The 26,587-nt window shown below is 68.6% G+C and carries 23 protein-coding genes; 11 read left to right on the forward strand and 12 right to left on the reverse strand.

The features are described from left to right. Positions 1-115: 115 nt before the first annotated feature. The 4 genes from E5790_RS11015 to baeS form a co-directional block, all read right to left on the reverse strand. Entirely contained in the window at positions 116-646 is a 531-nt protein-coding gene (locus E5790_RS11015; RefSeq protein WP_014648777.1) for a gamma carbonic anhydrase family protein, read from the reverse strand. 141 nt (positions 647-787) lie between these two features. After that, positions 788-1,609 carry a nucleotidyltransferase domain-containing protein gene (locus E5790_RS11020; protein WP_111206554.1) on the reverse strand — a complete coding sequence of 274 codons (822 nt, stop codon included), beginning with the start codon at positions 1,607-1,609 and terminating at the stop codon, positions 788-790. Between the two features lie 135 nt (positions 1,610-1,744). After that, a complete protein-coding gene (locus E5790_RS11025; RefSeq protein WP_014648775.1) occupies positions 1,745-2,434 on the reverse strand; it encodes a response regulator in 690 nt (229 codons plus the stop codon). Further along, entirely contained in the window at positions 2,431-3,822 is a 1,392-nt protein-coding gene (gene baeS, locus E5790_RS11030; protein ID WP_111206556.1) for a sensor histidine kinase efflux regulator BaeS, read from the reverse strand. Before baeS ends, E5790_RS11025 begins: the two co-directional genes overlap by 4 nt. A gap of 128 nt (positions 3,823-3,950) precedes the next feature. Here baeS and smeA point away from each other — a divergent pair, with 128 nt between their 5' ends. Genes smeA through smeC form a run of 3 tightly spaced genes read left to right on the forward strand, consistent with a single transcriptional unit; the run spans position 3,951 to position 9,721 of the window. Beyond that, the gene (gene smeA, locus E5790_RS11035; protein ID WP_111206558.1) at positions 3,951-5,147 is read left to right on the forward strand and encodes a multidrug efflux RND transporter periplasmic adaptor subunit SmeA; all 1,197 of its coding nucleotides are present in this window, start codon (positions 3,951-3,953) and stop codon (positions 5,145-5,147) included. A 12-nt stretch (positions 5,148-5,159) separates the two neighbouring features. Then, on the forward strand, positions 5,160-8,309 hold the full coding sequence (smeB, locus tag E5790_RS11040; protein WP_111206560.1) for a multidrug efflux RND transporter permease subunit SmeB: 3,150 nt from the start codon (positions 5,160-5,162) through the stop codon (positions 8,307-8,309). Further along, positions 8,306-9,721: a multidrug efflux transporter outer membrane subunit SmeC gene (smeC, locus tag E5790_RS11045; protein ID WP_111206562.1), complete on the forward strand. Its 1,416-nt coding sequence runs from the start codon at positions 8,306-8,308 to the stop codon at positions 9,719-9,721. Before smeB ends, smeC begins: the two co-directional genes overlap by 4 nt. A 150-nt stretch (positions 9,722-9,871) precedes the next feature. On the opposite strand, the gene mnmG is transcribed toward smeC, so the two are convergent. Both mnmG and E5790_RS11060 read right to left on the reverse strand, forming a co-directional pair. Next, positions 9,872-11,761, reverse strand: coding sequence for a tRNA uridine-5-carboxymethylaminomethyl(34) synthesis enzyme MnmG (gene mnmG, locus E5790_RS11050; RefSeq protein WP_111206564.1), 1,890 nt, complete (start codon positions 11,759-11,761; stop codon positions 9,872-9,874). A gap of 547 nt (positions 11,762-12,308) precedes the next feature. Further along, a complete protein-coding gene (locus tag E5790_RS11060) occupies positions 12,309-12,800 on the reverse strand; it encodes a hypothetical protein (protein ID WP_032957537.1) in 492 nt (163 codons plus the stop codon). A gap of 160 nt (positions 12,801-12,960) precedes the next feature. Between E5790_RS11060 and E5790_RS11065 the strand changes: the two genes are divergently transcribed. Next, complete coding sequence (locus E5790_RS11065) at positions 12,961-13,923, forward strand: pyridoxal-phosphate dependent enzyme (protein WP_014648768.1); 963 nt, start codon at positions 12,961-12,963, stop codon at positions 13,921-13,923. Next, the gene (locus E5790_RS11070; RefSeq protein WP_080281832.1) at positions 13,920-14,552 is read left to right on the forward strand and encodes a YdcF family protein; all 633 of its coding nucleotides are present in this window, start codon (positions 13,920-13,922) and stop codon (positions 14,550-14,552) included. The genes E5790_RS11065 and E5790_RS11070 overlap by 4 nt, the downstream gene beginning before the upstream one ends. Positions 14,553-14,997: 445 nt before the next feature. Here E5790_RS11070 and bioC read toward each other — a convergent pair whose 3' ends face one another. The 5 genes from bioC to bioB form a co-directional block, all read right to left on the reverse strand. Then, positions 14,998-15,882 carry a malonyl-ACP O-methyltransferase BioC gene (gene bioC / locus E5790_RS11075; protein WP_111206566.1) on the reverse strand — a complete coding sequence of 295 codons (885 nt, stop codon included), beginning with the start codon at positions 15,880-15,882 and terminating at the stop codon, positions 14,998-15,000. A 12-nt stretch (positions 15,883-15,894) separates the two neighbouring features. Next, positions 15,895-16,674: an SDR family oxidoreductase gene (locus tag E5790_RS11080; RefSeq protein ID WP_111206568.1), complete on the reverse strand. Its 780-nt coding sequence runs from the start codon at positions 16,672-16,674 to the stop codon at positions 15,895-15,897. A 29-nt stretch (positions 16,675-16,703) separates the two neighbouring features. Beyond that, on the reverse strand, positions 16,704-17,483 hold the full coding sequence (gene bioH / locus E5790_RS11085) for a pimeloyl-ACP methyl ester esterase BioH (protein ID WP_046433055.1): 780 nt from the start codon (positions 17,481-17,483) through the stop codon (positions 16,704-16,706). Between the two features lie 18 nt (positions 17,484-17,501). Continuing rightward, positions 17,502-18,725: an 8-amino-7-oxononanoate synthase gene (gene bioF / locus E5790_RS11090; RefSeq protein WP_049405411.1), complete on the reverse strand. Its 1,224-nt coding sequence runs from the start codon at positions 18,723-18,725 to the stop codon at positions 17,502-17,504. Positions 18,726-18,792: 67 nt separating this feature from the next. After that, positions 18,793-19,836 (reverse strand): biotin synthase BioB, encoded by a 1,044-nt coding sequence (gene bioB, locus E5790_RS11095; RefSeq protein ID WP_049442017.1) that lies wholly within the window; start codon positions 19,834-19,836, stop codon positions 18,793-18,795. Between the two features lie 160 nt (positions 19,837-19,996). On the opposite strand from bioB, the gene E5790_RS11100 reads away from it, so the two are divergent. The 6 genes from E5790_RS11100 (at position 19,997) to E5790_RS11125 (ending at position 24,566) form a co-directional block, all read left to right on the forward strand. Then, positions 19,997-20,560, forward strand: coding sequence for a DUF3658 domain-containing protein (locus E5790_RS11100; RefSeq protein WP_049442015.1), 564 nt, complete (start codon positions 19,997-19,999; stop codon positions 20,558-20,560). A gap of 115 nt (positions 20,561-20,675) precedes the next feature. Beyond that, positions 20,676-21,236 (forward strand): HAD family hydrolase, encoded by a 561-nt coding sequence (locus tag E5790_RS11105; RefSeq protein WP_197607933.1) that lies wholly within the window; start codon positions 20,676-20,678, stop codon positions 21,234-21,236. Between the two features lie 123 nt (positions 21,237-21,359). Further along, complete coding sequence (locus tag E5790_RS11110) at positions 21,360-22,700, forward strand: chloride channel protein (protein ID WP_014648760.1); 1,341 nt, start codon at positions 21,360-21,362, stop codon at positions 22,698-22,700. Between the two features lie 93 nt (positions 22,701-22,793). Then, positions 22,794-23,489: a ComF family protein gene (locus E5790_RS11115; protein WP_049442014.1), complete on the forward strand. Its 696-nt coding sequence runs from the start codon at positions 22,794-22,796 to the stop codon at positions 23,487-23,489. A 58-nt stretch (positions 23,490-23,547) separates the two neighbouring features. Further along, on the forward strand, positions 23,548-24,099 hold the full coding sequence (locus E5790_RS11120; RefSeq protein ID WP_014648758.1) for an HdeD family acid-resistance protein: 552 nt from the start codon (positions 23,548-23,550) through the stop codon (positions 24,097-24,099). Further along, positions 24,096-24,566, forward strand: coding sequence for a hypothetical protein (locus E5790_RS11125; protein WP_032957521.1), 471 nt, complete (start codon positions 24,096-24,098; stop codon positions 24,564-24,566). Before E5790_RS11120 ends, E5790_RS11125 begins: the two co-directional genes overlap by 4 nt. Positions 24,567-24,618: 52 nt before the next feature. On the opposite strand, the gene E5790_RS11130 is transcribed toward E5790_RS11125, so the two are convergent. Then, positions 24,619-26,397: an MFS transporter gene (locus tag E5790_RS11130; protein WP_111206570.1), complete on the reverse strand. Its 1,779-nt coding sequence runs from the start codon at positions 26,395-26,397 to the stop codon at positions 24,619-24,621. Positions 26,398-26,587 lie beyond the last annotated feature (190 nt).

A 26,587-nucleotide genomic window follows, 5' to 3' on the forward strand; every position in this document is an offset into this window, starting at 1 on the left:
TGGCCTTCGTTGTGGGCGGCGGAGTCCTCTCCGGCAGGCAGCCACAGGCATGGGGGTCTCGACAGGTCCTGGTCGGGCCCAGACTTTAGCAGAGCCGCATGGCGGCGTTGGCCGTTCAGCCCAGGTATTCGTCCTTCAGCCGCACGTAGTGGTCGGCCGAATAGTGCAGTGACTCGATCTCCTTGTCGCTCAGCGTGCGCGCCGGGCGGGCCGGGTTGCCCACCCAGAGCTCACCTTCACCGACCACCTTGCCCGGGCCGACCACCGCTCCGGCACCGACGAAGCCATGGCGTTCCACACGGGCGCCATCGAGGATGCAGGCGCCCATGCCGATCAGGCTGTAATCACCGATGGTGCAGGCGTGGATGATGCAGCCATGGCCGACGGTCACGCCTTCGCCGATCAGGGTCGGGTAACCGGCCTTGTTGTACGGGCTGTGGTGGCTGACGTGGATGATGGTGCCGTCCTGCACATTGGTGCGCGCACCGATGCGGACGTAATTGACGTCGCCGCGGATGATCGTACCCGGCCACACTGATACGTCCTCGGCCAGTTCCACGTCACCGATGAGGGTGCAGGCCGGATCGATGTACACGCGCTGGCCGAGGACGGGCATCTTGTCGCGGAAGGGGCGCAGCGGGTTCATCGGTGTCTCCGGAAATCAGGGCGTTCACCGCGATGATACCTGCGTGGTAGTGCCGGCCGCTGGCCGGCAACGTCATGGGCGTACCTGGAATTCTGCGGTTGCCGGCCAGCGGCCGGCACTACCCGAGTCAGGTGCAGCCGCTCAGATCGGCGCGTGCTCGGCCAGCATCTGCCGGAACAGCTCATCCAGCCATGCCGCATCACCGTGTCCAGCGGGCAGCTGCGGCGCCTGCGCAGTCCGGATGGCCAGTTCACGATCGATGAAATCGCTGATCGCCGCGATGCGTGGTCCGGCACTGACCTCGGCACTGGCGCGTTTAACCGCCAGCAGGCCATCGATGGCTTCACGCACCGGGCCGTGCGGCAGCAGCCGGTCCAGCAGGTCCTCGAAGGCCATCGGCGGGGGGGTCTGTTCGTGCTCGATCCACTGGCAGGCCAGCAGTGGGCGCAGCACGTACAGGTACTTCTTCGTGCGTACCGTTTCGCTACGCAGGTAACCGCGATGGTTCGAGCGCGCCATGTTGAAGTAGTGCCACCACGTGCCCAGTGGTGAATAGAACGACTCAGCTGCCTTCCAAAGCTGCGACACTGCGGTGTGATCCTGCTGGTAGATGATCGGCGAGCGCAGCCATTCAATCAGTGTCGGATTGGATTTTGAAACTAGGCGCAATGCCTTGCGCAGGTCCCAGCCGCTGACATCGAGCTCATCGTCGATCGGCAGTTCGATCACGTCCCGCTGCGCATCGCCGGGGCCGGTGCTCTCGTTGACGGTGAGATACCACGGCTGGCGATGCACGTAGATGAAGCGTGCATCGTAATCGCTGTCCGGCGAAGAGAAGCCCCAGCCACGGCTGCCGGACTCGCACGCCAGCAGAACGCGCACGTCGTGTCGCCGTTCGATGTCGGCGAGGCTGGAAAGAATGGCGGCGCGCTTGCCCGGCGCGATCGGGTGGATGTCGTCCATGCAGTCGTGATCCGTTGATGTCGAGCGTGCTCGACTGTAGCGCAGTTGCGCACGGGTAGTGCCGGCCGCTGGCCGGCAACCTCAATGGGCGCACCTGGAATTCTGCGGTTGCCGGCCAGCGGCCGGCACTACCGGCTAGGGTTCGTAGCTGTAGCCCATGCCGTACACCGAACGGATCGGTTCGCCTTCCATGCCGGCGTCGGCCAGCTTGCGGCGCAGGTTGCGCACATGGCTGTCGACGGTGCGGTCGACCACCACGCGGTGGTCCAGGTAGAGGCGGTCGAGAAGCTCATCGCGCGCCCAGATCCGGCCGGGCGTGGCCAGCAGGGTGCGCAGCAGGCGGTATTCCACCGGCGTCAGGTCCAGGCCCTTGCCGTTCCAGGTGGCGCGTGCCGCCGGTTCGTCGATGTGCAGCCCGCTGTTGGCGCGTGCAGCGGGGTCCGGGCGGTAACGGCGCAGCACTGCCACCACCCGCGCCACCACCTCGCGCGGACTGAACGGCTTGCAGATGTAGTCGTCGGCACCGATGTCCAGGCCCAGCAGGCGGTCGATCTCTTCCACCCGCGCGGTGACCATGATCACCGGTACGTCGCTGCCGGCGCGCAGTTCGCGGCACAGGTCCACGCCATCGCGTTGCGGCAGCATCAGGTCCAGCAGCACCAGGTCGGGCTGGTAGCGCGCGAATGCGTCGATCACCTGGCCGCCATCGTCCACCCATTCGCTGGTCATGCCGGCGGCGGCCAGGTAGTCGCGCAGCACCGAGGCCAGGCGTGGCTCATCCTCGACGATCAGGATCTTCGCGGACGCGGCGGGGGACAGGCTCATGCGGACTCCGGCAGGGTGACGACTACGCGCAGCCCGCCCAGCGGCGAGGGCTCGGCGTGGATATGGCCGTGGTGGGCGAGGATGATGTTGTGGCTGATGGCCAGGCCCAGCCCGCTGCCGCCGCTGGCGCGGTTGCGCGAACTCTCCACCCGGTAGAAGCGCTCGAACAGCAGCGCGCACTTGTCGGCCGGTACGCCCGGCGCGGTGTCTTCCACGATCAGCTGCACGCCGGCGGGCACGCGCGCAGCCTGCACGCGCACGCGGCCGCCGCCATGGGTATAGCGCAGCGCATTTTCCAGCAGGTTTGCCAGGACCTGCTGCAGGCGGCGCTCGTCACCGGAGACCTGCAGCGGTGTGGCGGGCAGCGCTTCTTCCAGTGCCAGCCCCGCCGTGGAGAAGCGCACGCGCATGCCATTGAGCTCGCTACGCACCAGCGCCACCAGGTCCAGCGGGGCGAAGCGGTAGGCCAGGCCGCCGGACTGGGTCATCGACAGGTCGTGCAGGTCGTCGATCAGCTTGCCCAGCTGGCGGATCTCGCCCTGCAGGGCACCCAGGTTGGCGCGGTCCAGCGGGCGGATACCATCCTCGATCGCCTCCAGTTCGGCGCGCACCACCGCCAGCGGCGTGCGCAGTTCGTGCGAGATGTCGGCAATGAAGGCGCGGCGGTTGCGCTCGGTGTCGTCCAGCGCCTGCGCCATCCGGTTGAAGTCGTTGACCAGTGCATCCAGCTCGTCATCGCTGGTGCGCTCGATGCGGGTGGCGTAGTCGCCGGCGGCGAGCCGGTGGGTGGCGGCGGCCAGCTTGGCCAGGCGCTGGCGCAGCGCGCGCGACACCAGCCAGGCCAGCACTACGGTCACCAGCAGCAGCGAGATGCCGATCACCCACCATGCGCGCATCTGGGTGTTGTAGAAATTCAGGTCGTTGGTAGCGATGACGGTCTGGAACGGCACCATGCCCAGCCAGCCGACGGTGTGTCCGTCCACCTGCACACTGTGCGGCTCGTCGTCGCTGATCGCGTCCGGGTTGCCGGCCACGAACCGATGCTGCGCATCGAACAGGCCCAGCCGCGAGGGAACCCCGGTCTGGTCGGACAGCGGCGGCACGGGCCCCTCGTGCCCATGGCCCAGGTCCGGGCGCAGCAGCCGCGCCCAGCGGTCACTGTCACCGCGCAGATGCTCCCAGCCGCCGTGCGTGCGGTACTCGCGCTGCAGGTGTGGCATCACGCGCTGCATGCGCAGGTCGCCCTGGTCGTTGAGGTAGTCCAGGAAGCCGGTCTGGAACGCCACGCGGCTGGCAATGCCGTTCACTGCCAGCACCAGCAGGCAGGCGGTGAAGATCGCGAGGAAGGTCTTCGCGGTCAGGCCGAATTTGAATCGAATCTTCGCCATCGCCGGGCCATTAGCGGCGCATGCGGCGCCGAAAGCAAGCGCCCGCTGAGCCGGTCGCACAATCTCCATATTCTCTGCACACTTTCACGGCAGCGTGCACGGGTCAACGAAAGGCCCCCACGCCCCCCATGTCACTCCTGCGTCCGCTGTTCCGCTCCCCCCGTGCGTTGTTGTTGCCCCTGCTGCTGGGCCTGGCGGCCTGCTCGGCGGGCAGGACCGAGGCCCCGGCCACCCCCGAAGTCGGCGTCATCACCGCCCGCGCGCAACCGCTGGCACTGCAGCAGACCCTGCCCGGCCGGGCGGTGCCGTTCGAGGTGTCCGAGGTGCGGCCGCAGATCGGTGGGCTGATCCGCCAGCGGTTGTTCACCGAAGGCCAGCAGGTCAAGGCCGGGCAGCTGCTGTACCAGGTCGATCCGGCGCCGTACCAGGCCGCCTTCGATACCGCGCGTGGCCAGCTGGCGCAGGCCGAGGCCGCTGTGCTGTCGGCGCAGCCGAAGGCCGAGCGCACCCGTACGCTGCTGGGCATGGACGCGGCCAGCAAGCAGGACGCCGACGATGCCACCTCGGCACTGAAGCAGGCCCAGGCCAACGTGATTGCCGCGCGCGCGGCATTGCAGGCCGCGCGGATCAACCTGGACTACACCCGGGTGACCGCACCGATCGACGGCCGCATCGGTACCTCCAGCGTCACCGCCGGCGCGCTGGTCGCCGCCGGCCAGGACGCGGCGCTGGCGACCATTCAACGGCTGGACCCGGTCTATCTGGATGTGACCCAGTCCAGCACGCAGATGCTGGCGCTGCGCAAGCAGCTCGACGCCGGCCTGGTGAAGGCCATCGATGGCAAGGCCCAGGTGAAGGTGCTGCTGGAGGACGGCAGCACCTATGCCCATGAGGGCACGCTGGAGTTCGTCGGCAGCGCAGTCGATCCAGGCACCGGCAACGTGGTGCTGCGCGCGGTCATTCCGAACCCGGAGGGCCTGCTTCTGCCGGGCATGTACCTGAAGGCGGTGTTGCCGATGGCCACCGATGCGCGTGCCCTGCTGGTGCCGCAGAAGGCGGTGCTGCGCAATGAACGTGGCGAGCCGCTGCTGCGCCTGCTCGACGCAGAGGATCGCGTGGTCGAGCGGCGGGTCAGCACCGGCCAGGTGGTGGGCAACCAGTGGCAGATCACGCAGGGCCTGAAGGCTGGCGAGCGGGTGATCGTCAGCAACGGCAGTGCGGTAGCGCTGGGCCAGCAGGTGAAGGCGGTGGCGGCCACCACGGCGCAGCTGGCGGCGATGCCGGCGGTCGACCCGAACGGCAACACCGACGAAAAGTCGCACTGAGGCCTGCCGCGCATGGTTCGTTTCTTCATCGACCGGCCGATCTTTGCCTGGGTGATCGCCATCGCGGTCAGCCTGCTCGGCCTGCTCGCGATCCTGATCCTGCCGGTGGACCGCTACCCGCAGATCGCCCCGCCCACCATCACCATCCGCGCCACCTACACCGGCGCCTCGTCGCAGACCGTGGAAAACGCGGTCACCCAGGTCATCGAGCAGTCCCAGCAGAGCCTGGACCACCTGATGTACATGACCTCGACCAGTGCTTCCGATGGCTCGGCGCAGGTCAACCTGGTGTTCGCCACCGGCACCAACCCGGACACCGCGCAGGTGCAGGTGCAGAATCAGCTGCAGGCCGCGATGGCGACGCTGCCGCAGGCGGTGCAGCAGAACGGCCTGACCATCACCAAGTCCAGCGGTTCGATCTTCGAGGTGCTGTCGTTCACCAGCGAAGACGGCAGCATGGACAACTTCGATGTCGCCAACTTCATGGAAGCGCGCATCGACGACCAGATCAGCCGCGTCAGCGGTGTCGGCAACATCCAGCCGATCGGCCAGGAATACGCCATGCGTATCTGGCTGGACCCGGAAAAGATGCGCCAGTACGCGCTGATGCCGTCGGACATCGAGACCGCACTGCAGGCGCAGAACACCGACGTGTCGGCCGGTGAACTCGGTGGCCAGCCGGCGCTGAAGGGCCAGCAGCTGGACGCGACCGTGACCGCGCGCAGCCGCCTGCACACGCCCGAGCAGTTCGCGCAGGTGGTGCTCAAGGCCGATGCCAATGGCAGCGTGGTGCACCTGGGCGACGTGGCGACGATCGGCCTGGGCCCGGAAAGCTATGACAGCATCAGCACGTTCAACGGCAAGCCGTCGGCCTCGCTGGGCATCGAGCTCAACGCCGGTGCCAACGCCATCGCCGTCTCCAAGGCCGTCGAGGCACGACTGCAGCAGCTGCAGAAGTACTGGCCGCATGGCTACACCTACCACGTGGCGTTCACCACCACGCCGTTCGTGACCATCTCGCTGAAGGAAGTGGTGATCACCCTGATCGAGGCGATCGCGCTGGTCGTGCTGGTGATGTACCTGTTCCTGCAGAACTGGCGGGCCACGCTGATCCCGACCATCGCGGTGCCGGTGGTGCTGCTGGGCACCTTCGGCGTGCTGGCCGCCTTCGGCTATTCGATCAATACGCTGACCATGTTCGCGCTGGTGCTGGCCATCGGCCTGCTGGTGGACGACGCCATCGTGGTGGTGGAGAACGTGGAGCGGGTGATGACCTTCGAAGGGCTGGCACCGAAGCCAGCCACGTTGAAGGCGATGGGCCAGATCACCGGCGCGCTGGTCGGCATCGTGCTGGTGCTGACCGCGGTGTTCCTGCCGATGGCGTTCTTCAGCGGTGTCACCGGCGTGATCTATCGCCAGTTCTCGGTGACGATCGCCGCTGCGATGATCCTGTCGGTGCTGGTGGCGATGACCATCACCCCGGCGCTGTGCGGCAGCATCCTGCACCAGATTCCCAAGGGCGGCCATCCGCATGGCGACCACGCTGGCGAGCCGGGCCTGCTGGGCAAGTTCTTCATCTGGTTCAACCATCGCTTCGAGCGCACCTCCAACCGACTGCGCCATCGCGTCGACCGCTTCCTCGGCCGGCGCACGCTGGGCGTACTGTTCTACCTGGTGCTGAGCGTGGCCACCGGCCTGTTGTTGTGGCACCTGCCGGGCGCGTTCCTGCCCGATGAAGACCAGGGCATGCTCAACGCGCTGGTGAAGCTGCCCGCCGGGTCCACCCTGGAGCAGACCCGTGCCGTGATGGATCGCCTGAGCGCCGCCGCGGTGAAGGACGACAGCGTACTGTCAATCCAGGCCACCGCAGGTTTCAGTGTCAGCGGCAGTGGCCAGAACGTCGGCCAGGCCTTCATCCGGCTCAAGGATTGGGACGACCGCAAGGACGATGCCGATACCATCGCCGCGCGCTTGACCGCGGCCATGGCCAGCGTGCCCGATGCGCAGGTGTTCATCACCTCGCCACCGGCCATCCTCGGCCTCGGCGATGCCGGTGGCTTCACCCTGGAACTGCAGGACGAAGGCGGTGCCGGCCATGCCGCCGCCGTGGCCGCGCGCAACACGCTGCTGAAGGACGCTGCCAAGGATCCGAAGCTGGTCAACGTGCGCTACGCCAGCCTGGAAGACGCGCCGGTGTACGCGGTGAAGGTGGACGACGCCAAGGCGCAGGCGATGGGCGTCAATCCGCAGGACATCAATGACACCTTGAACGCCGCGCTGGGTGGCGACTTCGTCAACAACTTCATCTACAAGGGCCGCATCAAGAAGGTGTTCATCCAGGGCACGGCCGAAGCCCGCATGCAGCCGCAGGACATCGAGCGCTGGAGCGTGCGCAACCAGGCCGGGCAGATGGTACCGCTGTCGTCGCTGGTCAGCGCGCACTGGACCAGTGCGCCGGCCGCGCTGCAGCGCTACAACGGCGTCTCGGCGATGGAGATCACCGGCCAGCCGGCACCGGGCGTCAGTTCCGGCGAGGCGATGGCCGAGATCGCACGTCTGGCCGGCACGCTGCCGGAAGGCTTCAGCCATGCCTGGTCGGACATGGCCTACCAGGAACAGCTGTCGGGGAACCAGGCGCCGATGCTGTATGCCATCTCGCTGCTGTTCGTGTTCCTGTGCCTAGCCGCGCTGTATGAAAGCTGGGCGGTACCGTTCGCGGTGATGCTGGCAGTGCCGGTGGGCGTGTTCGGCGCCGTGCTGATGATGAACCTGCGTGGCCTCAACAACGACGTGTACTTCCAGGTCGGCCTGCTGACCACGATTGGCCTGGCAGCGAAGAACGGCATCCTGATCGTCGAGTTCGCGCGCATCCTCGAGCAGCAGGGCAGGAGCACCCGCGACGCGATCCTGCAGGCGGTCTACCTGCGGCTGCGCCCGATCGTGATGACCTCGCTGGCATTCCTGATGGGTGTGCTGCCGCTGGTGTTCGCCACCGGCGCCGGTTCGGCCGCGCGCCGTTCGCTGGGTACCGGCGTGGCCGGCGGTACGGTCGCCTCGATGGTGCTGGGCATGTTCTTCGTGCCGTTGTTCTACCTGCTGGTGCGCCGCCTGTTCCCGGGCCGCGCGCCGGCCGACGCCACTGCCCCGGAGGCACGCCCATGAAGCCGATGCTGCTGCGCGCCCTGGCGGCCGCAACGATGACCACCGTGCTGGGCGGCTGCGTGAGCATGGCCCCGCACTACCAGCGCCCCGAGGCGCCGGTGCCGGCACAGTTCGCCAATGCCGCCACCGGCGAGACCGGGCCAGCACTGGCGATGCCGGCCTGGCGCGAGGTGTTCCTGGAGCCGCGCCTGCAGCAGGTCATCGCGCTGGCACTGCAGAACAACCGCGACCTGCGCGTGGCGGTGCTGCAGGTGGAGAAGGAACGCGCGCAGTACCGCATCCAGCGCGCGGCGCTGCTGCCGTCGGTGGATGCCAGCGGCAGCGTGACCCGTTCGCGGGTGAGTGATGCCAACAGCGAGATCGGCGTCAGCCAGGTGACCGAATCCGATGCCGTGCAGGTGGGCTTCAGCAGCTGGGAACTGGACCTGTTCGGGCGCATCCGCAGCCTGAAGAACGAGGCGCTGCAGAACTGGCTGGCCAGTGCCGAGAACCAGCGTGCGGCGCGCACCAGCCTCGTCGCCGAAGTGGCCACGGCCTGGCTGGCGCTGGCGGCCGACGAGCAGTCGCTGGCGTTCACCCGGCAGACGCTGGACAGTCAGCAGCAGACCCTGCAGCGCACCGAGGCCCGCCATGCACAAGGCCTGGCCTCGGGCCTGGACCTGTCGCAGGTGCAGACCAGTGTGGACGCCGCGCGCGCTGCGCTGGCCAGGCTGCAGACCCAGCAGGCGCAGGATCGTGATGCGCTGCAGTTACTGGTGGGTGCTCCGCTGGACGCGGCATTGCTGCCCAGCGCACAGGCACTGGACGGCACCGTGGCGCTGGCGCCGTTGCCTTCCAACCTGCCCTCGAGCGTGCTGCTGCAGCGTCCGGACGTGCTGTCCGCCGAACACGCGTTGCAGGCGGCCAACGCCGATATCGGCGCCGCGCGCGCCGCGTTCTTCCCGACGCTGACGCTGACTGCCAACTACGGCCACAGCTCCACCGCGTTGTCGACGCTGTTCTCGGCCGGCACCCGCGGCTGGTCGTTCGCGCCCAGCATCACGGCGCCGATCTTCCACGCCGGTGCGTTGAAGGCCTCACTGGATGCCTCGAAGATTGGCAAGGACATCGGCATCGCTCAGTACGAGAAGGCGATCCAGCAGGCCTTCAGTGAAGTGGCCGATGCCCTGGCCACGCGCGATCACCTGGGCGCGCAGATGGAGGCACAACGGGCACTGGTCGCCGCCAGCCAGCGCAGCTACACGCTGGCCGAGGCGCGCTATCGCACCGGGCTGGACGGCTATCTGCAGGCGCTGGATGCGCAGCGCAGCCTGTTTGCCGCGCAGCAGGACCTGATCGCGCTGCAGCAGCAGGAAGCGGGAAACCGGGTGACGCTGTTCAAGGTGCTGGGCGGTGGCGCAGACGCACGGTAACGCGCCCTGCTCTGGTAGGTGCCGACCTTGGTCGGCACGGAAGCATGGAGTGTCGCGATCTGATGATTCGTGCCGACCAAGGTCGGCACCCACCAAGGCAGATTCATGTGCCGACCCAAGTCGGCACCCACCAGAAGCGGACGGTGCTGCCTACGCCACGCGGCCCCGGCGTGCACGCTCCAGGTGCACCAGCAGCAGCGAGATTGCCGCCGGGGTCATGCCCGGGATGCGCTGCGCCTGGCCGATGGTCTGTGGGCGCACGCGCTCCAGCTTCTGCAGGGCTTCGGCCGACAGCCCGCGCACCGTGGCGTAGTCGAAGGCTTCAGCGATCGGCGTGGCTTCATGCCGCTGCTGGCGCTCGATCTCCTCGCGCTGGCGGTCCAGGTAGCCGGCGTACTTCACGCCGATCTCCACCTGCTCGGCCACCTTGGCGTCGGCCACGGCCGGGCCCAGCGACGGCACCTGCATCAGCTGCGCGTAATCCAGCTCGGGGCGCTTGATCAGGTCCAGCACGTTGGTTTCGCGGCTGACCGCCACGCCCAGCGTGTCCTGCACTTCGCGGCCCAGCGCATTGGCCGGGGTCGCCCACAGCGCGCCCAGGCGCGCGCGCTCGGCGGCGACGGCGGCCTGCTTGGTCTCGAACGCGCTCCAGCGCTGGTCATCCACCAGGCCCATCTCGCGGCCGGCCGGGGTCAGGCGCTGGTCGGCGTTGTCCTCGCGCAGCTGCAGGCGGTATTCGGCGCGGCTGGTGAACATGCGGTACGGCTCGTTGGTACCGTGGGTGATCAGGTCATCCACCAGCACGCCCAGGTAGGCCTCGTCGCGACGCGGGCACCAGCCGTCCAGCCCACGCACCTGGCGTGCGGCGTTGAGGCCGGCCAGCAGGCCCTGCGCGGCGGCTTCTTCATAGCCGGTGGTGCCGTTGATCTGGCCGGCGAAGAACAGGCCGTTGACCAGCTTGGTTTCCAGCGAAGCCTTCAACCCGCGTGGATCGAAGAAGTCGTACTCGATCGCGTAGCCGGGGCGGGTGATGTGCGCGTTGCCGAAGCCGCGGATGCTGCGCACCATCTCCAACTGCACGTCGAACGGCAGCGAGGTGGAGATGCCGTTGGGGTAGATCTCGACGATGCCCAGGCCTTCGGGTTCGACGAAGATCTGGTGGCTGGCCTTCTCGGCGAAGCGCACCACCTTGTCCTCGATGGACGGGCAGTAGCGCGGGCCGATGCCTTCGATCTGGCCGCTGTACAGCGGCGAGCGGTGCAGCGCGTCGCGGATGATCTGGTGGGTCTGTTCGGTGGTGTGGGTGATCCAGCAGCTGACCTGCTGCGGATGCTCGTCCACCGAACCCAGGAAGGACATCACCGGGCGCGGCAAGTCGCCGGGCTGCTCATCCATCACGCTGTAGTCCAGCGAGCGGCCGTCGATGCGCGGTGGCGTGCCGGTCTTCAGGCGGTCCACCTGGAACGGGCGCTCGCGCAGGCGCGCGGCCAGCGTGGTGGCCGGCGGGTCGCCCATGCGGCCGGCGGCGTACTGGGTCGGGCCGACATGGATCTTGCCGGCCAGGAAGGTGCCGGCGGTCAGCACCACGGCCTCGGCATCGAAGCGCAGGCCGGTCTGGGTGATGACCCCGCGCACGGCGTCGCCTTCGATGACCAGGTCATCGACGGCCGCCTGGAACACGGTCAGGTTGGCCTGGCCTTCAACGATGGCGCGGATCGCCATGCGGTACAGGTTGCGGTCGGCCTGGCAGCGGGTGGCGCGCACGGCCGGGCCCTTGGAGGCATTGAGGGTGCGCCACTGGATGCCGGCACGGTCGGCGGCATGCGCCATCGCACCGCCCAGGGCGTCGATTTCCTTGACCAGGTGGCCCTTGCCGATGCCTCCGATGGCCGGGTTGCAGCTCATCGCGCCCACCGTTTCGATGTTGTGGGTCAGCAGCAGGGTGCGCACGCCGGTACGGGCCGCGGCCAGCGCGGCTTCGGTGCCGGCGTGGCCACCGCCGATGACGATGACGTCGTAACGATGGAAGGACGGGTTCATGGGGCTGTTCAGCTGGGGGCGGGCGCGGCCGGGGCGGCGCCGGGGTGGCGATTTTAGCGCCATTCGGGGCCGCGGCGTCGGTGCCGGCCGGCCGGCGTCGAAATCAGCCCTAAAGTTGGCAGGATTATTGCAGATAACCCAATAGCACCCACCGTGGCTGGCGCCGCAGGCGCCCGTGACCGGAATTGGAACAGGGGCCGGTACAGGCGCACGGTGGGGGAGCAGAGGGCCGGCAGTCGGGGGACTGTCCGGCCCTGTTTTTTCGGGATTGCCGGGAAAGGCCCGACCACGCATGGCGTGGATCTACCGACGCTGGGGCTCTCTCCGGTTGGCGACCCGGCAAAACAGACGGCCCCGCAGTGCGGGGCCGTCTGTCTTCAGAGGTGCCGACATCCGACAGGGCCGGAACAGGGGGGATCCAGATGTTCCTGTCGGATATCGACGTAGAGATTTTTGCGGCGGCCCGTCTCGCTTTTTGTCACTTTGTGACGCGGGCCGTCACCGGTTCCGTAGAGTGCAACCTGGACCGGGTGAAATGCAATACGGTTCAGCGCTCAACTGTGCGCTGCGTCCCACGATCCATGTTGCGCCAAGGGGAACCGTTCATCCTCGGCGCGCTCGGCGCCGGGGTCGGACGGGCCGGCGGTGGCGGCGCCGACGGCTGGATGTTCGACTGCGGCGGGCGACGCATCGAGTCCATGTTCCGCCACGGCGAACCGCCGTTGTACGACGGCCGCGGCGGCGGCGGCGGACGGTTCTCGCCACCGTTGCCGGGCGGGCGCGGTGGCGGACGGTGGTTGTGCGGCGGGCGGTAGATCGGGCGCGAGTAGTACGGATTGCCATAGCCGCCGTAGTAGCCGCCATAGCCGCCGTAGTAAGGGTAGCCGTAGTTGTAGGGATAGCCGGCCGGGTAGCGGTACTCCACCGACGGCGCACCGTGGTAGTAGCTGCCGCTGCGGCCACCGCCGACATAGTCGTAGGTGGTGCAGCCGGTCAGGGCCAGCAACAGGCCACCGGCAAGCATCAGGCGCGTTTTCATGGTGGGTCCCCCCAGAGGACGGGTTGTGCAGTCAGCTTCGTGCGCAGGCGTTGAATCGGCCCTTAACTTCACTGCCCAGGATGAATGGAGGTGAAGGCCCTCATGCTGGCATGACCTGTGCCGGGGTCGCCAGCGTGGGGCCATACGTTAATCTTGCGTCATGAGCGATTCACTGTTGCCCCGTGCCGACGATGTCCTGGCTGCCGCTGCGCGGATCGCGCCGCACGCCAGCGTGACCCCGGTGCTGCGCTCGCGCACGCTTGATGCGCTGGCCGGCGCGCAGCTGGCGTTCAAGGCCGAGCACCTGCAGCGCGGCGGCGCATTCAAGTTCCGCGGGGCCTGCAACGCGGTGTGGTCGCTGGATGCCGATCGCGCCCGTGCCGGCGTGGTCACCCATTCGTCCGGCAACCACGGCGCTGCCCTGGCCCTGGCCGCGCGCACCCGCGGCATTCCCTGCCACGTGGTGGTGCCCGAAGGTGCGGTGGCGGCCAAGCTGGCCAACATCGCCCGCCACGGTGCCACGCTCTGGCGCTGCCCGCCGACCATCGCCGACCGCGAGGCCGCCTGCGCCAAAGTACAGGCCGATACCGGCGCGACCCTGGTCCATCCCTATGCGGACCCGGCGGTGATGGCCGGGCAGGGCACCGCGGCCCTGGAGCTGCTGCACAGCGACGGTCCGTTCGACGTGCTGGTAGTCCCAGTCGGAGGGGGCGGCCTGGCCAGCGGTACCGCCCGGGCCCTGCAGTTCGCCAGTCCCCAGACCCGGCTGGTGCTGGCCGAACCGGCCGGTGCCGACGACACCGCGCGCTCGCTGGCCGCAGGCGAGCGCCAGGGCGCGTTCACCCCTGACACCATCTGCGACGGCCTGCGTACCCTGATCGGCGCCCCCAACTTCGCGCTGCTGCGCGCGGCCGGCGTCGAGGTGATCGTGGTCGACGACGCCGCCACCATGGCCGCGATGCGCCTGCTGTGGGAGGTGCTCAAGCAGGTGGTCGAGCCGTCCTCGGCCACCGTTCTGGCCGCGGTGCTGGCACAGCCGCAGCGGTTCGCCGGCCTGCGGGTGGGCCTGGTGCTGTCCGGTGGCAATGTCGACCTGCCCGCGCTGCGTTGGGGGGCGCCTTGAGCCGCGACGGGCACCGGCCCCGCACCGGCCTGCTGGGCTGGCTGTGGCGGCTGTTCGTGCTGCTGGTGGTCTGGCTGCTGGGCGTGACCGCCTGGATCGTCTGGGTGGGGGAGCGCGACCAGGCAGCCAAGGCCGACGCCATCATCGTGCTCGGTGCGGCGGCCTATGACGCCAAGCCGTCGCCGGTCTTTGAAGAACGCATCCGTCATGGCCTGGATCTCTATGAAGCCCGGTACGCGCCACTGCTGATCTTCACCGGCGGCTACGGTGGCACCGGCGCGCGCTTTTCCGAATCGCAGGTGGCGCGGCGCTATGCGCTCAAGCATGGCGTGCCGGACGATGCGATCCTGATCGAGACCGCCTCGCGCAACACCGTGCAGAACCTGGTCGAGGCCAAGCGGCTGATGGACCAGCGCGACCTGCACCGGGTGATCATCGTCAGCGACCCGTTGCACATGGCGCGCGCGCTGCGCCTGAGCAAGGCGCTGGGCATCGATGCGCTGGCCTCGTCCACGCCCAGCACGCGCTTCCGCAGCTTCCACACCAGCTGGCGCTTCCTGGTGCAGGAAATCTATTTCTTCCACCGCGACCTGGTGCGGCCGCCGCTGAGTTCGCCGGCCAATACCTGAGGGCGGAAACCTGATCTGGGCAGACGCCCATCGTGGAAACGTGAGGTTGCCGGCCAGCGGCCGGCACTACCAGCCGGTCAGGTCTGCCTGCGCCGGATCGGAATCGCCGACACCGCCCGAATTGGGTGGATGCCGACCAAGGTCGGCACCTACCCGGGCGATTCGCGCACGGTGTGGCATGCGGTAGTGCCGGCCGCTGGCCGGCAGAGGTCCACCGTGGAATCGTGAGGTTGCCGGCCAGCGGCCGGCACGACCGGGCGATCAGGTCTGCTTCCGCCGGATCGGGATCGCCGACATCGCCCGGATTGGGTGGGTGCCGACCAAGGTCGGCACCTACCCGGGCGATTCGCGCACGGTGTGGCATGCGGTAGTGCCGGCCGCTGGCCGGCAGAGGGCCACCGTGGAATCGTGAGGTTGCCGGCCAGCGGCCGGCACGACCAGACGATCAGGTCTGCTTGCGCCGGATCGGAATCGCCGACACCGGCACCGAGGCCACGTCATGCCCGCCTTCGCGGATCGGTGCGCCCGGGTCCGGTGCCCAGGCGTGGGCGTAGATTACTTCCCAGCTGCTGGGCAGCTTGCCGTCGGCGCGTCGCATCGGTTCATACGCCGCTGCCGCCGCGGCGAAGCGGCCACGCCCGGTCAGCGTGTGGCGGCGGTCCACCCGCGCATTGGTCGCGCCCATCGCGCGCAGCTCCCGCATCAACGAGGGCAGGTCGTCGTAGGTCAGGGTGAACAGGTCGCGGTCCAGCACCGGGTCGCGGAAACCGGCCATCATCAGCGCATCGCCGAACTGGGCGATCTGCGCGAAGCGGCTCACGTGCGGGCGATCATCGGCGGCTGCGAAGGCCTCATTGAGTTCGACCAGCGTGTCCGGGCCGAAGGTGGAGCACAGCAGCAGGCCGCCGGGCTTGAGCACGCGACGGAAGCCGGCGAACACTGCCGGCAGGTCGTCCACCCACTGCAGGCACAGGTTGCTGAAGATCACGTCCACGCTGTTGTCGGCCAGTGGCAGCGCGGCGGCGTCGCCGCACAGGCGCTGGAACGGCTTCCACCAGCCGGCCTGGCGCTTGGCCTGGTCCAGCATCGGCAGCGCCAGGTCCAGCGCGATCACCTGCGCCTTCGGCCAGCGCTTCTTCATCAGCGCACTGGCGTGGCCGGTACCCGCGCCGATGTCCAGCACTACCTCGGGCTTGCGTGCCTCCAGGTAGTCCAGCGATTCCACCAGCCGCGCCTGCACCTCGCGCTGCAGGGCGGCGGCGGCGTCGTAGCTGTTGGCGGCGCGGGCGAACGCGCGGCGGACATGGCGGGCATCGAAGTGGGACGGCATTGCGAAAGTCTCTTAGAACGTACCGGGGTAGGCGCCGCCGTCGATCAGCAGGTTCTGCCCGGTGAGGTAACCGGCCTGTGCGCTGCACAGGAAGGCGCAGGCCGCGCCGAATTCATCCGCCGTGCCGAAGCGGCCGGCGGGGATCTGCTGGCGGCGGCGTTCGGCCACTTCGGCAGCATTGCCGTCCTTGCCCGCACTGTGGGCGAAGTTGGCGCGCAGGCGGTCGGTGTCGAACTGGCCGGGCAGCAGGTTGTTGATGGTGACATTGTGTGCCACGGTGCGGCGCGACAGCCCGGCGACGAAGCCGGTCAGGCCGCTGCGCGCGCCGTTGGACAGCGCCAGGATGTCGATCGGGGCCTTCACCGCCGAAGACGTGATGTTGACGATGCGGCCGAAGCCACGCGCGATCATCGCGTCCACGGTGGCGCGGATCAGCGCGATCGGCGCCAGCATGTTGGCGTCCAGTGCGGCGATCCAGTCGTCGCGCTCGAAACTGCGGAAGTCGCCCGGCGGCGGGCCACCGGCATTGGTGACCAGGATGTCCACCTGCGGGCACGCGGCGAGCGCTGCGGAGCGACCGGCCTCGGTGGTCACGTCGGCGGCGGCCACGCGGACTTCGGCGGCGCCGGGCAGGGCGCGCAGCGCTTCGGCGGCGGCCTGCAGCGCAGCCTCACCACGGGCCACGATCACCACGTTGACGCCCTCGCGCACCAGCGCACGCGCGCAGCCCAGGCCCAGCCCCTTGCTTGCGCCGCAGACCAGTGCCCAGCGGCCGTTGATACCCAGATCCATGCATCAATCCTGCGGAATGAGGAAGGCGCTCATTGTCCGCCATCGGCCGGTGACAGGCCGGCAACGAAGTGTTGCAGGGCGGCGGCCACCTCGTCGGCATGGCCGAGGAAGGGCGCATGGCCGCCGTGGGCGATGGTCAGCGCCTGCGCACCGGGGGCCAGTGCCGCGGCGGCCTGCATTGCCGCCGGAGACACCAGCCGGTCACGCTGGCCGGCGATCCACAGGCTGGGCTTGGCCAGCGTCGGCAGTGCGCCACGCAGGTCGGTGCTTTCCAGCAGGCGCAGGCCTTCCAGCAGGGCGCGTTCGGTGGGTGCACCGCGCTCGACCAGGCGCTGGCGCAGCGTGCGCAGCTCCTCGCGGGCGTGTGCCGAGCCCATGACATCCAGCGCCAGGAAGCGTTCCAGGGTGCCACCGAAGTCGGTGGCCAGCTCGCGCCCGAACTGCTCGAACACCGCCGGCTCCACCGCATGCGGCCAGTCTTCGCTACGCACGAAGCGCGGCGTGGCCGCGATCATCGCCAGCCCGCGCACCTTCGGCAGTGTCGCGGCGGCGTGCAGCGCGAACAGGCCGCCCAGCGACCAGCCGCACCACACCGCAGGCGGCGTGGCCGCGGCAATGGCATTGACCACGAACGGCAGGCGCAGCGGCGTGGTGTCCTCGCGGCTGTGGCCATGGCCCGGCAGATCAACCAGATGCAGGGTGAAGTGATCGGCCAGGCGTTGCACCAACGGCGCGAACACGCCGCCCTGCAGGGCCCAGCCATGGATCAGTACCAGGTCCGGCCCCTGGCCGGTGACGTCGATATGCATGGGGAAACGGCAACAGGCTCAGGCGAAGACAGGCAGCGGCGGTGGCGCGGCCTCACGCGCGGCCAGGTTGACGCGATCGCGCGCGCTGGCAATGGCTTCGACCAGGCCACGCACCTGCTCGGGGGTGTGCAGCGCGGACAGCGTGACGCGCAGGCGCGCCTTGCCTTCGGGAACCGTGGGCGGGCGGATCGCGCCGACCAGCCAACCGGCCTGTTCCAACGCCTGGGACATCGCCACGGCGCGATGGTCATCGCCACACAGCAGCGGCTGGATCGGCGTTTCCGAGGCCATCAGGTCCAGGCCATGGCGGCGGGCTTCGCCGCGGAACAGCGCGATCAGATCGGTCAGTTTCGAGCGCCGCCAGTTGTCACGGCGCGCCAGGCGCACCGCTTCCAGTGCTGCGGCGGCCAGCGCCGGCGGCATCGCAGTGGTGTAGATGTACGGGCGTGCGGTTTCGGCCAGGTGCTCGACCAGGTCGTCGCGGCCCAGCACCAGCGCGCCGGAACCGCCCAGTGCCTTGCCCAGCGTGACCAGCTGCAGCGGCACATCGTCCACGCCCAGCCCGGCGGCGGCCACGGCACCACGGCCATCACCGACCACGCCCACGCCGTGCGCATCGTCCACATAGAACAGCGCCTGCTGCAGGCGTGCCACCAGCGACAATGCACGCAGCGGTGCGATGTCGCCATCCATGCTGAACACACCGTCGGTGGCCAGCATCGCCGCGCCATCGGGCGCGTGCTTGAGCTGGCGCATCGCGCCTTCGGCGTCGAGGTGCGGATAACGGCGCAGGCGCGCACCCGCCAGCCGCGTCGCATCGAGCAGGCTGGCGTGGTTGAGCTTGTCCTGCACGCACACATCGTTCTCTTCGCTCAGCAGCGCCTGCTGCACGGCCAGGTTGGCGGCGAAGCCACTGCCGAACAGCAGCGCGCGCGGGTAGCCCAGCCACTCCGCCACTTCGCGCTCCAGTGCCTCATGCAGAGCGTGGTGGCCGCAGACCAGATGCGAGGCGCCCGCGCCGGAGCCTTCGCGTGCGGCCGCATCCTGCAATGCGTTGACCACGCTGAACTGCTGGGCCAGGCCCAGGTAATCGTTGCTGCAGAAGCCGGTCAGCCACTGGCCGTCCACCTCCAGGCGGACGCCATCACGACGGCTGACCGTGCGCCGCGTGCGGCGACGGCCTTGGGCATCGCGCAGGGCGCGTTGGGCGTGGAGGCGGGCGGTCAGGTCGGGGCGGGCCATGGCGGCTGAATGCGGCGACGGGGCGGCTAGGGTAGCGCGTTGCCGCGGCGCCTGCTTGCGGCCCGTCTCAGGCCGCGTGAGCGCAGCCACAGGCGGGCGCATCGGCGCTGATATCAGCGTGCACGATGCCGCCGTGGTCGTGGCCCTCGGCATCCACCTGCACCGCCATCGGCTGCAACCCCAGCCGCGCGAACAGGGCCAGGTCGCGCTCGCTCTCCGGGTTGCCGGTGGTTAGCAGCTTGTCGCCGTAGAAGATCGAGTTGGCACCGGCCACGAAGCACAGCGCCTGCAGTTCGTCGCTCATCGCCTCGCGACCGGCCGACAGCCGCACCATCGAACGCGGCATGGCGATGCGTGCCACCGCGATCATGCGCACGAACTCGAACGGATCCAGTTCGGCACTGCCATGCAGCGGCGTGCCCGCCACCTGCACCAGCTTGTTGATCGGCACCGAATCGGGATGCGCCGGCAGCGTGGCCAGCGCCAGCAGCAGGCCCACGCGCTGCGCGCGCGTCTCGCCCATGCCGACAATGCCGCCGCAGCAGGTCTTCAGGCCGGCATCGCGCACGTGCGCCAGCGTGTCCAGGCGGTCCTGGTACTGGCGCGTGTGGATGATCGAATCGTAGTAGTCCGGCGCGGTGTCGAGATTGTGGTTGTAGTAGTCCAGGCCGGCGTCCTTCAGCGCACGCGCCTGCTCGCCACTGAGCATGCCCAGCGTGGCGCAGGTTTCCAGGCCCAGTGCCTTCACCCCGGCGATCATCGCCGCCACCTTCGGGATGTCGCGGTCCTTCGGCGATCGCCACGCGGCACCCATGCAGAAGCGCGATGCGCCGGCAGCCTTGGCCTGGCGTGCCTTGGCCAGCACCGCGTCGGTGTCCATCAGCTTCTGCGCGTTGACCCCGGTGCTGTAGCGCTGTGCCTGCGGGCAGTACGCGCAGTCTTCCGGGCAGCCGCCGGTCTTCACCGACAACAGCGTGGACACCTGCACCTGCGCTGGGTCGAAGTGCTCGCGATGGACTGCGGCGGCGCGGAACAGCAGCTCGGGGAACGGCAGATCGAACAGCGCCTGCAGTTCGTCGTGTTGCCAGTCGTGGCGGATGGCAGCAGCCATGGCGGGACCTTGGGTACGAGTGGAGCGAGGGCGGCAGTGTGGGTGGGTTGGTGAGCCCTGTCAACTTGGCTGTTTCTCATCTGGTTTACATTGGTTGACCGCCATGAATGGGCGCTACGGTGTAAGTTCATCGCTGCATACGGACGCGCGAGCACGTGCCATGAACAGCTACCAGTCCTACCCGATCCGCCGCGACGCGGTGCTGTGCAGCCTTGCCGAGCTGCCCGACGGCGGCCTGCGCGTGGTGCTGGATGATCTGCGCCAGTCCGACACGCCAGGGCAGTGGAAGAACCACGTCTTCGTGACCTTCAAGGACTACCCGGCAGGGCAGCTCGATCCGGCGACGTTGCCCAAGGAGGAGCTCGAGGCTTTCGGACACTATGTGCTGGTTCGCCTGTTGGCCATCAATGGCTGCCTGCGCGATACGGACGAGCGCTCCGACAACGATGCCCATCTCACTGACCTGGCGCGGCAGAACATCGCCGCGCTGACCAGCGAGGACATCGCCTCGATCGATGAGCAGCTGTTCTCCCTCTGCGACGGGCAGTTCCGAAAGATCGCCTACATTGTGGGCATGGTCATGTCGCTGCAGCCGAAGTGCCGATCGGGAATTCCCGATGTGTTCTATGCAGGGCGTGTACGCATGCTGGTGGAACGGGGCATGTTGCAGGCACAGGGCGACCTCACGCGGATGGGCTGTTGCGAAGTGCGCGTCCGGCAGTAGGCTTGCGCCCACCAGGACCTGGCTGGAACTGTGCTTACATCTACCTGCTGGAAGGACACATGCTGAAGTCCATCCAGAAGATGGCGGCAGCCGAGGCAATGAAAGAAGGATGCGCATGGAACCGGACACGATGCCGCAGGGCGGGAAGCTGCTGATACTCGATCTGGATGAGACGCTGGTGCATGCCAGCGAGCGTGAACTGGAGCGACCCGCAGATTTCCGCCTCGTCGGCTACCACGTCTACCTGCGGCCCCATCTGCAGGCATTCCTCGACTATGCCTTTGCCCATTTCACGGTGGGTGTGTGGACGTCGTCCGGGCAACTGTACGCCGAACCGCTGGTGGACCGGCTGATGCCGGGGCGTCCGCTGGCGTTCCTGTGGTCCGCGCCGCGGTGCAGCACGGCCCGTGATTGGGAAACCGGCGGTTACACCTCGCAGAAGCGGCTGGGCAAGCTGAAGCGCCACGGCTTCCGTTTGGAGCAGATGATCGGTATCGATGACACGCCCGGCAAGTACGCCAGAAACTACGGAAATCTGGTCGCGGTGCGTGAGTTCACCGGTGATCCGGCTGATGACGAGCTGGCCCATCTGCAGCTGTATCTGGAGTGGCTGCGGCAGCAGCCCAACGTGCGTGCGGTGGAGAAGCGCCGGTGGCGGGAGCGCCTGCAGGCATAGGTAGCTGCACAGGGCAGGTGCTATCGGCGAGCACCCGCACTCGCGCGTTTCACCGCATCCTGCAAGGCCTGCAGCCACAATAACCGCTGCCCAACGCAAGCGCTGGCGCGCAGACTGTGCCCCATGACCGATCTCCATCGCCTCCGCGGCCGCATCACCGCGCTGGTTCTCAGCGAGGCCTGGCGCCGCCGTGCCGCGCTCTGGGGCGGCGCGGTGGCCGTGGCGTTGGTGGCCATCCTGTTCGCCAAGGCCAGCGACGCGGCCTTCCATCTGTTCCAGCGCATCACCGCGCACTCGCCGTGGTGGGCCCTGCTGCTCACGCCGGGCATCTTCGCGCTGCTGGCCTGGTTGACCAGTGGCGTGCTGAAGCCCACGCGGGGCAGCGGCATTCCGCAGGTCATCGCTGCGTTGGACAAGCCCGATGAGCCATTCCGGAAGACCAATCTTTCGCCTGCGGTCTCAGCCGGCAAGCTGCTGCTGACCTCGTTGTCGCTGCTCGGCGGCGCGTCCGTCGGACGCGAAGGTCCCACGGTGCATGTGGGTGCCAGCCTGATGTACCTGTTCGGCCGCTGGTTCGGCTTCAAGGATCCTCGCGAGCTCTCGCACTTCCTGCTGGCCGGTGGTGCAGCGGGCATTGCCGCGGCGTTCAACACGCCGCTGGCTGGCATCGTATTCGCCATCGAGGAGCTCAGCGGCCGTTTCGAGCATCGCTTCTCCGGCACCCTGCTGACGGCGGTGATCGTCGGTGGCGTGGTGTCGCTGGGCCTGCTCGGCAACTACACCTACTTCGGCCATGTGAGCGCGCGGTTGCCGCTGGGGCAGGGCTGGCTGGCGATCCTGCTGTGCGGCGTGGTGGCCGGGTTGCTGGGCGGCCTGTTCGCGCGCGCGGTGCTGGCCAGTGCGGCGGGCCGCCCGCGTTGGCTGGGCCAGCTGCGCCAGCGGCATCCGGTGCTGCTGGCCGCAGGCTGCGGCCTGGCGGTGGTGGCACTGGCTTTGACGTTCGGCGACGGCGCGTTCGGCACCGGCTACGAGCAGGCGCGCAGCCTGGTGCAGGGGCAGGCGTTGGTCGGCCACGAGTTCGGGTTGATGAAGCTGCTGGCCAACCTGGCATCGTACGTGGCCGGCATACCCGGCGGCCTGTTCTCGCCCGCGTTGGCGGTCGGTGCGGGGCTGGGCCACAACCTGGCGGTGCTGATGCCGGGCGTGGATCCGCGCGCGTTCGTGCTGCTGGGCATGTGCGCGTACCTGACCGGCGTCACCCAGGCACCGCTGACCTCGGCGGTGATCTCGCTAGAGCTGACCGACAGCGGCGATCTGCTCCTGCCGATCCTGGCCACGGTGCTGATCGCGCGGGGCGTGTCCGGTCTGGTATGCCGGGTGCCGATCTATCGTGGGTTGGCGGAGGTGTTGACGGCGTCGGCCGTTGCATCAACCGGGCCTGGGCAGGGCGGACGCCTTTCCTGATCGGCAGCACCCTCTGCAGTTGCGGGCAGTCCCGACACTGCGATCGGTGCTTCGCCGATGGCCGCACATGGGCAGCGCGATGAAGCATGGGCAATGCGTATTGATCTCCTGCATTCGGCAACCCGTGTCTCCCGCGCACTGCTGGGTGTCCTGCTGCCACTGCGCTGCCTGGTCTGCGGCGATCCGGGCCATGATGATCTCGATCTGTGCCGCGCCTGCCTCGCCGGACTGCCCTGGGCCGGTCGCGCCTGCCTGCGGTGTGCACTGCCGTTGCCGGATGAGGCCCTGATCGTCTGCGGCAGCTGCCGCGAGGAAGCACCACCGCAGACGGCCACGCACGCCAGCCTGCTGTACCTGCCGCCGGTGGACCAGCTGCTGCTGCGCTACAAGTTCCATCAGGACCTGGCGGCCGGTCGCCTGCTGGCGCAGTTGATGCAGCGCGCACCACCGCCCTGGTCCTGCCCGCCGCTGGTGCCGGTGCCGCTGCACCGCCGGCGCCTGCGCCAGCGCGGCTACAACCAGGCTGCCGAGCTCTGCCGGCTGCTGCCGTTGCCGGTCTGGCAGGGGCTGTACCGGCGGCGGCACACCGCACCGCAGTCCGAACGCACGGCCGAACAGCGCAGGGAAAACCTGTTCGATGCGTTCGATGTCCACGGGCCGGTGCCCACGCATCTGACCGTGGTCGACGACGTGATGACCACCGGCAGCACGGTGATGGAAATCGCCGAAACCCTGCGCTGCGTGGGCGCCAGAGAGGTGCGGGTATGGGTGTGCGCGCGGGTGCCGTGATCGCTCCCTTCATCGCAACGGGCTAGGATGAACCCGGTTCCGGATCGAAGGAGTGACCATGAATTCCCCCTTGTCTCCCTTGTTGTCAGCGGTTGGCCGCAGCTGGTGGATCCTGCTGCTGTATGGCCTGGTCGCGCTCGGCTTCGGCATCATCGCCATCGGTTGGCCGCTGTCCGCAGCCATGGCATTGGCCTGGACGCTGGGCGTGATGGCCATCATCGAAGGGGTCATCAGCCTGTTCGCACTGATCAGTGGTGGCAGCGGCGCCTCGCGCGGCTGGCTGGCGCTGTATGCCATCGCTTCGCTGGGCTTCGGCATCCTGGCGGTGATCAACCCGCTGGCCACCGCCAGCGTGCTGGTGCTGTTCCTGGCGGCGTGGCTGCTGGTAGCCGGCATCTATCGCATCGTCTTCGCGATCCGCGTGCGCAAGCAGATCCAGGGCGAGTGGCTGCTGATCCTCAGTGGCGTGCTGGCGGTGGTGCTGGGGCTGCTGTTCGCGGCCAATCCATACGCAGGCGTGGCGGTGACCACGCTGTGGATCGGCATTGGCAGCCTGCTGTACGGGCTGCTGCAGGTGCTGGTGGCGTTCAAGCTGCGGAAGCTGAAATGAGGGGGGCGCTTCCGCTCCTGCTCGGCGCGGCGCTGGTGCTGGCCGGATGCATGCCGGGTGCCGCGCCCGGTGCGCTGGCAGGCAAGGATCATGCGCCGCGCGCCGGCGTGGACGTGCGCCTGAGCGCGGTCGATGCGGCTGGCAACGGCACTCCGGCGCACTGGCAAGGTGAAACCCTGGCCCTGCGCGAGCCGCCGATTGCCGGCAGTGCGGACATCGCCGATGTGCGCTACGTGCTGGACGATGCCAAGCAGCCAGGCCTGCAGATCCGCTATCGGCCAGAAGCGCATCAGCGCATCCACGATGGCACCTCGGCCCTGGTGGGCCAGCGCGCGGCGATCAGCGTGGACGGCCGCGTGCTGATGGTGGCGACGGTGAAAGGCCCCTTCGGGGAATCGATGATGCTGAGCGGGCTGCCGAGCATTGCCGAGGCGCAGGCGCTGGCCAGGCACATCACCGGTCAGTGACGGGCGCGCCAACACCACCACGCTACGCGCGGAGGTCGACCAAGGTCGACCGCTACCGTGCGAACCGTGCCTCGATCTCCTCCAGTGACTTGCCCTTGGTCTCCGGCAGCCAGAACGCGGCTACCAGGAAGAACACGAACGTGCACGCCGCCCAGAACAGGAACATGCTGGCGTAGCCGTAGTGGCCCACCGTGGGCAGGAAGATCGCCGCGATGGTGGTCGACACGAACTGGTTGATCAGCAGGGCGATGCTCATGCCGTTGGAGCGGATGCGATTGGGCATCAGTTCCGACAGTGCCAGCCACACGCAGACGCCGGGGCCGACCGCGAAGAACGCGACGAATACCAGGATGCAGGCGGCTACCGCCCAGCCATGCGCCGGCGGCGGCACCGGGCCGATGCGGGCCTGCTCGATGCGCAGCGGTGCCTGTGCGGCCTTGGCCGGGTCGGCGAACGGGTTCAGATGCAGCTTGCGGAAGAACGCGCCGATCACACTGTCCGGCTGCACGGTCCCGGCACGCTCGATGCGCAGCTCGCGGTCGGTCAGGCTGTCGCTGCGCAGGGCGCGCACATTGGTGAAGTCACCGTAGGCGTACGACACGGTCAGCTGCATCGGCCGGCCTTCGCTGTCGATGCCGGCGCCCAGGCGCTGCCACTGTGCGTCGTCCAGCACCAGCTGCAAGCCATCGGCGCTGACCGCCGCCTGCAGTTGCGGCTGCACGTCGGCGCGGCCACGCTCGGCCTGGAAGAACAGCGTGGCGGCGGCCAGCAGGGCCACGCAGATGCCGCCGCTGCCGAGCATCAGCAGGAACTTGCGGCCCTTGCGGTCGACCAGCAGCAGCGCGACCACGGTCATCACCGCGTTGAGCAGCTTGATCGCCACGTCGGCACCGTTGGCCACCGAGCCGGACAGGCCGGCCTGGTTGAGGATGTTCACCGCGTAGGCCAGCACCGAATTGATGCCGGTGGCCTGGGTGCAGGCCAGCACCACGCAGGCCAGCACGAACGGCACCACGTAGCGTCGGCTGAGCAGTGGGTCGCGCTTGCCGTCGCTGCTGCTCGATTCCGGCGCCTGGATCTGTGCAAGGGTGGGTTCCACGTCGGCAGCAGGCAGCACCCGCTGCAGGCTGCGGCGGGCATCATCGACGCGGCCGCGGCGCACCAGCCAGCGCGGCGATTCGGACAGCCAGAAGATGCCGGCACAGAACAGCAGGCCTGGCGCCAGGCAGCTCCAGAAGATGGTGCGCCAGGCCTGGTCCTTCACCGTGAACAGTTCCTGCGCCTGCTGCGCCAGCGGCAGCGAGCGCACGGCTTCGGCGGCGGCATCCACCACATGTGCGTGGTACAGCCCGATCAGTGCCGCCAACACCAGGCCGATGGTCAGCAGCAGCTGGAACATCGCCGCACCGCGTCCACGCCGCTCGGGGCTGAGCACTTCGGCCAGGTACAGTGGAATCACCACGCCGATCAGGCCGCCACTGATGCCCTGCAGCAGCCGCCCGAGCAGCAGCGGCGTGTAGCCCGAGGCCAGCGCCATGATCGGAATCGACGCGGTGAACAGCAGGCCGGCCAGCAGCATCGCACCGCGGCGACCGATCAGGTCGGCGACCATGCCGGCGAACAGCGAGGACAGCACGCTGCCCAGCAGTACCGCCGCCACCACGAAGCCGAGTTGCTGGCTGCTGAGCTGCCAGGCGTGGCTGGCCGTTGCCTCCAGGTAGGGCAGGGCACCGGCGATGATGCCGATGTCGATGCCGTACAGCAGGCCGCCAAGGCCGCCGATGAAGAGCAGGTAGCGTACGGGCCAGCGCGGGGCGGTGCTTGCAGTCATCGGCAGTTCCTGTGGTAGCGCCGGGCCAGGCCCGGCGGCGGTTCGTCGCAGAGTGCATTCTGTAGAGCCGAGCCATGCTCGGCTGCTTTCCGTTCCGATATCGAGGTTCCCCATGCCGCGCTTCGCGCGGTGAGCCGAGCATGGCTCGGCTCTACAGGGAGCCCATGCGGCATCCGGGCCGCATCGCTTG

Source organism: Stenotrophomonas sp. PAMC25021, assembly GCF_004795795.1.
GTDB lineage: Bacteria > Pseudomonadota > Gammaproteobacteria > Xanthomonadales > Xanthomonadaceae > Stenotrophomonas > Stenotrophomonas muris.